Raw genomic sequence first — 5153 nt, forward strand, 5'->3', positions numbered from 1 at the left:
CCGGGCAGCTGTAGGTGAGGTCGTGCACGCCGCACCACGCGCAGACGAGCTGCCCCGCGCCGTCGTCCGCGGCCTTCCCGATCTCGAGAGGCCCGTTGCAGCGGCGGCAGCGCGCAGGCGTCCTGCACCGCTGGCACACCAGCCGCGGCACGTACCCGCGGCGCGGCACCTGGACGAGCACTGGGCGACCGCGATCGAGGGCCTGGCGCGCCATCGTCATCGCCACGGTGGGCAGACGCGTGTGCCCACCCGCGACGTCGCGGGCCTGGACCGGATCGGCATTGGTGACGGCGACGATCCGCGGCGCCGCGGCCTTCCTCACTTCGGGCGACGCCGAGATCTCCGGCGCCCACCCCGCCTCGACGAGCGCCGCGACCTCCGGTGTGCGGACGGGGCCGGCGAGGAGCAGCGGGATCCTGGCGAGCGCGGAACGGAGCGTCGCCACCTCCCGCGTGTGCGGGTATGGTGCCCGTTGTTCGACGAAGGAATCGTCGCCGTCATCCCAGAGGATGAGGAGTCCGGGGAAGCGCAAGGGCGTCCACACGGCGCTGCGCGTGCCCACTATGACGCGGGCGTGCCCGCGCAGCGCGCGGAGCCAGCGGGAATACCGCGCCTGGGGACCGAGGCTCGCGGTGAGTTCGACGATGTGCGAGGACGCCAGTAGCCCGTGGTCCGCGATGCGCTCGCGGAGGGCGGCGACGACCGCGTCTACGTCGCGCTGATCCGGGACCACGACGACCGACTGCTTCCCGCTGGCAGCGCCGAGAAGCGCGAGCTCGGCGAGGCGACCGGCCCAGTCCTCTCCCGGTACCGGCGCCCAGGCGCCGCGTACGGGGCGCCCCTCGGCGACGGCCGCCGCGAACATCTCGGCGCGCGGGTAAGAGGCCCACTGCTCCGGCAGCAAGGACGAATCTTCGACGGTCTCCGCTGTTTCCTCGCCTGAATCGTTCTCTTCGGCGGTGCCGGCTGGCCCGGCAGGCTCGGCGCTCTGCGTGGGATCGATGGCAGAGTCGCCGTCGTCCTCATCGCCGCCCGGGTGATCTGCCTGACGCGCGACATCACCCGCCGGTCCGGACTCGACCCCCGACTCGGCCCCCGACTCGGCCTCCGGAGAGGGCTCGGCCGGCGGAACCGAACGCTCCCCCGCTGCGTGCCGCGGCGGCACGGCGAGCCGGAACACATCCGACCGCGTGCCCACCCAGCGGGCCGCCACGCGCTCCACGAGAGCGAAGATCTCGGGCGTCACCACCACATCCGGGGAGAGCACGCGCTCGACCCACGCGAGCTCCTTCGGGTGATCCGTGCGCTCGGCGCGCTCGTAGACGATCGCGTCGACGAGGCGACCGGCGAAACGCACGCGCACGCGGACACCCGGAAGAACCTCGGCGGAGTACTTCTCGTCGACGCGGTAGTCGAAGAGCCGATCGAGCTGCGGCAGCCCCAGCAACGGCAAGACGCGCGCCACGGGCCCCTGGTGGGCCGGGACGCGCGTCGAGCTGGGGATCGCCATGATGAGACGGTTGTATCACGGCGCCCGGACGTTGCGGTGCCGCTACTTCTACGTCTAGTCTGCTGCCTACTTGCCTGCCGCCGCCTTGAGCTCGTCGGCGCGGTTGGTGCGCTCCCACGGAAGGTCGACGTCGGTGCGGCCGAAGTGGCCATATGCCGAGGTCTGCGCGTAGATCGGGCGCTTGAGATCGAGGTCGCGGATGATCGCGCCCGGGCGGAGGTCGAAGACCTCGGACACCGCGTTCTGGATGTCCTGGACGGGAACGGTCTCCGTGCCGAAGGTCTCGACGAACAGGCCGACGGGGCTGGCCTTGCCGATCGCGTAGGCGACCTGCACCTCCGCGCGCTCGGCGAGACCTGCTGCGACGATGTTCTTCGCCACCCAGCGCATCGCGTACGCCGCCGAGCGGTCCACCTTCGACGGGTCCTTGCCCGAGAAGGCGCCGCCGCCGTGGCGGGCCATGCCACCGTAGGTGTCGACGATGATCTTGCGGCCGGTGAGGCCCGCATCGCCCATCGGCCCGCCGAGCACGAAGCGGCCCGTGGGGTTGACGAGGAGACGGTAATCCGAGGTGTCGATATCGCCCGCGGCTTCGGCGAGGACCGGCCCCAGGACCTTCTCCATGAGATCGTCGGTGAGCGTGGTGTCGAGGTCGATCTCCGGATCGTGCTGGGTCGAGATGACCACTGTGTCGAGGCGGACGGCCTTCTCACCGTCGTACTCGATGGTGACCTGGGTCTTGCCGTCCGGGCGCAGGTAGGTCAGCGTGCCGTCCTTACGCACCTCGGTGAGGCGGCGCGAGAGGCGGTGTGCGAGCGCAATGGGCAGCGGCATGAGCTCGGGGGTGTCCGAGCACGCGTAGCCGAACATGAGGCCCTGGTCGCCTGCGCCCTGCTTGGCGATCTCGTCCTCGGCAGCGGTCGCGGACTCGCCCGTGCGGCTCTCATGGGAGGTGTCGACGCCCTGCCCGATCTCGGGCGACTGCGCGCCGATGGAGATCGACACGCCGCACGTGGTGCCGTCGAAGCCCTTTTCCGAGGAGTTGTAGCCGACCTCGAGGATCCGCTTCCGCACGATCTCGGGGATCTCGACGTACCCGGTGGTCTTGACCTCGCCGGCGACGTGGACCTGGCCGGTGGTGACCATGGTCTCGACCGCGACTCGCGCCTGCGGATCCTGTTCGAGCATGGCATCGAGGATCGAATCCGAGATGGCATCGCAGATCTTGTCTGGGTGCCCCTCGGTGACGGACTCGCTGGTGAACAGGCGGCGTGACTGCTCCACTCCCGGCTCCTCTTCTCGCAGCGTTGGCACACACCCGCTGGGCGTGGCCGACCTGCATTGTGACTCGTGACGTTGTGGGTTCGTCTGTCTCGGGGCCGGACGGGCCGGACCGATGTCGACGTATCGATTCTTACCGATCGATCGCTGGGGCGCTCCGCGCCTGTGGGTTGCGGATCGACCTCACCCGGTACAGCCTAGACTGGACCGTCTACTGAGCGCCGGAGGTGGTCGCCTCCGCGGGCCACTGAGCGCCGGAGGTGGTCGCCTCCGCGGGCTCCCGGCCGTTCCCGTCCTCTTCGCGCAAGAGGACGACCGCGTCGAGGATGCGGCTGGCGACGGCGTACTTCCCGGAGACGGGAACGGCGGTCTCGCCGCCGGTCCTGCGCAGGATCCAACCCGAATTCGTATCCGTACCGAAGGCCTCGGTGCGGCCGACCTTGTTGACCACGAGGAGATCGCAGCCCTTGCGGCGGAGTTTGGCCCGCCCGTGATCGAGCACCGAGCCGTGTGCGTCGCCGGTCTCCGCGGCGAAGCCGACGAGAGTCGTGGCCTCGGGGATACCGCCGTTGCGGCGCGCCTCGACGAGCCCGGCGAGGAGATCGGGGTTGCGCACGAGGCGGATGGCCTCGGGCTCGGAGTCCGAGCCCTTCTTCATCTTCGACTCCGAGACCTTTTCCGGCCGGAAATCGGCCACCGCGGCAGCCTTGATGACCACGTCGAAGCCCGGAGCCCGGTCGAGGAGCACCTGCCCCATCTCCCGCGCCGAATCGACGTGCACGGTTTCGACAGCAGCCGGATTGGGGATCTTCGTCGCGGCCGAGACGAGAGTGACCCTGGCCCCGCGGGCCGCGGCGACCGCGGCGAGTGCCTGACCCTGCTTGCCCGAGGAACGATTGCCGAGGAAGCGCACCGGATCGAGCTCCTCGCGGGTCCCGCCGGCGGTGACGAGCACCTTGAGCCCGACGAGATCCTGCGGGAGCGAATCGGGGTCCGCGAGGAGGAGTTCTCCGAGCCTGCCGATCTCGTCGGCCTCCGGGAGCCTGCCGGCGCCGGAATCGCTGCCGGTGAGCCGGCCCTCCGCCGGCGGCATGACCACGAGGCCGTCGCCGCGGAGCGTCGTGACGTTCCGGACCGTCGCCGGATGCTGCCACATCTCCGTGTGCATCGCGGGGGCCAAGAGGACGGGGCAGCGCGCCGTCAACAACGTGGTGGTGAGGAGATCGTCCGCGCGGCCCTGCGCCATCCGCGCCAGGAGGTCCGCGGTGGCGGGGGCGACGACAACGAGGTCGGCGTTCTTGCCGAGGTTGACGTGCCGGACCGAAGGGACATCCGAGAAGACGTCGGTGGCGACGGGATTGCCCGACAGGGCCTCGAAGGTCGCCTTGCCGACGAAATTGAGCGCAGATTCGGTGGGGATGACCACGACGTGGTGGCCGAGCTCGCGGAAATAGCGGACGAGCTGGCACGACTTATAGGCGGCGATACCGCCACCGACGCCGATGACGATGCGGCGCGTGGTACCGCCCTCCCACCCCGGCTGCGCGACCATCGCTACTGCTCGGAGTATTCCAGCATGTCGTGGTGGATCTCGCGGAGCGCCGTGGTGAGCGGCTTCTCCTGCGCACCCGGGCTGACCAGCGGGCCGACGTACTCGAGGATGCCCTCGGCGAATTGGTTGTAGTAGTCGTTGATCTGGCGCGCGCGCTTGGCGGCGAAGATGACCAGCGAGTACTTGCTCGACGCGCGCTCGAGGAGCTCGTCGATCGGCGGGTTGGTGATGCCAACCGGGGTGTCGTACAGCGGTGCTGCCGAGGTGTCGGCCTCGGATGCGGAAGCAGCCACGGATTTCCTCCTGCGTATTACGCGTATTACGTGTCCAGAAAAATATTCGGACGCCAAGCCCTATGATGCCTGCGTTGCGGGCGGTGATACTCGACGGTCTGTCGGCGATCGGTCGGCGACCTGTCGGCGAATGCCGGTCGAACGCTATGCGGACCCGTCGGGTTCTGGACCGACAATCAATCGTACCAGCTCGGCCACCGATTCGGAGACCTCGACGTTGACGACGACCCGATCGAACTCATCGCGGGCGTCCATCTCCTCCCGCGCAGTCTGAAGCCGGCGTTCCACGACGTCCTCGGTCTCCGTGCCGCGGCTGCGGAGCCTGCGCTCGAGCTCTTCCCACGAAGGTGGGGCGAGGAAGACGAAGGTCGCATCCGGGGCCGTCTCGCGGATCGCGCGCACCCCGGCGAGGTCGACCTCGACGAGGACGGGACGCCCTGCGGCGAGTGCCTCCTCGACGGGTCCTGCCGGCGTGCCGGAGAGCTGGATGCCGGAGTGGATCTCCGCCCACTCGAGC

General features: G+C 69.6%; 4 protein-coding genes and 1 pseudogene. All 5 read right to left on the reverse strand.

Features of this window, described 5'->3' with window-relative positions; translation table 11 throughout:
- Window positions 1–1510: pseudogene (locus V7E05_RS13550) on the reverse strand (hypothetical protein); the annotation flags it as partial.
- 66 nt (window positions 1511–1576) lie between these two features.
- Window positions 1577–2794: a methionine adenosyltransferase gene (metK, locus tag V7E05_RS13555; RefSeq protein ID WP_333620167.1), complete on the reverse strand. Its 1218-nt coding sequence runs from the start codon at window positions 2792–2794 to the stop codon at window positions 1577–1579.
- Window positions 2795–3002: 208 nt separating this feature from the next.
- Window positions 3003–4343: a bifunctional phosphopantothenoylcysteine decarboxylase/phosphopantothenate--cysteine ligase CoaBC gene (gene coaBC / locus V7E05_RS13560; RefSeq protein ID WP_333620168.1), complete on the reverse strand. Its 1341-nt coding sequence runs from the start codon at window positions 4341–4343 to the stop codon at window positions 3003–3005.
- A 2-nt stretch (window positions 4344–4345) separates the two neighbouring features.
- Window positions 4346–4636, reverse strand: coding sequence for a DNA-directed RNA polymerase subunit omega (gene rpoZ / locus V7E05_RS13565; protein WP_333620169.1), 291 nt, complete (start codon window positions 4634–4636; stop codon window positions 4346–4348).
- A gap of 144 nt (window positions 4637–4780) precedes the next feature.
- The coding region (locus tag V7E05_RS13570) for a guanylate kinase (protein ID WP_442891683.1) at window positions 4781–5153 on the reverse strand (373 nt) is incomplete at its 5' end.

Source organism: Dietzia sp., assembly GCF_036741115.1.
Classification (GTDB): domain Bacteria; phylum Actinomycetota; class Actinomycetes; order Mycobacteriales; family Mycobacteriaceae; genus Dietzia.

Excerpts from the sequence above, each read along its gene's own strand:
- coaBC (WP_333620168.1), bottom strand. The coding sequence starts at position 4,343 with ATGGTCGCGCAGCCGGGGTGGGAGGGCGGTACCACGCGCCGCATCGTC.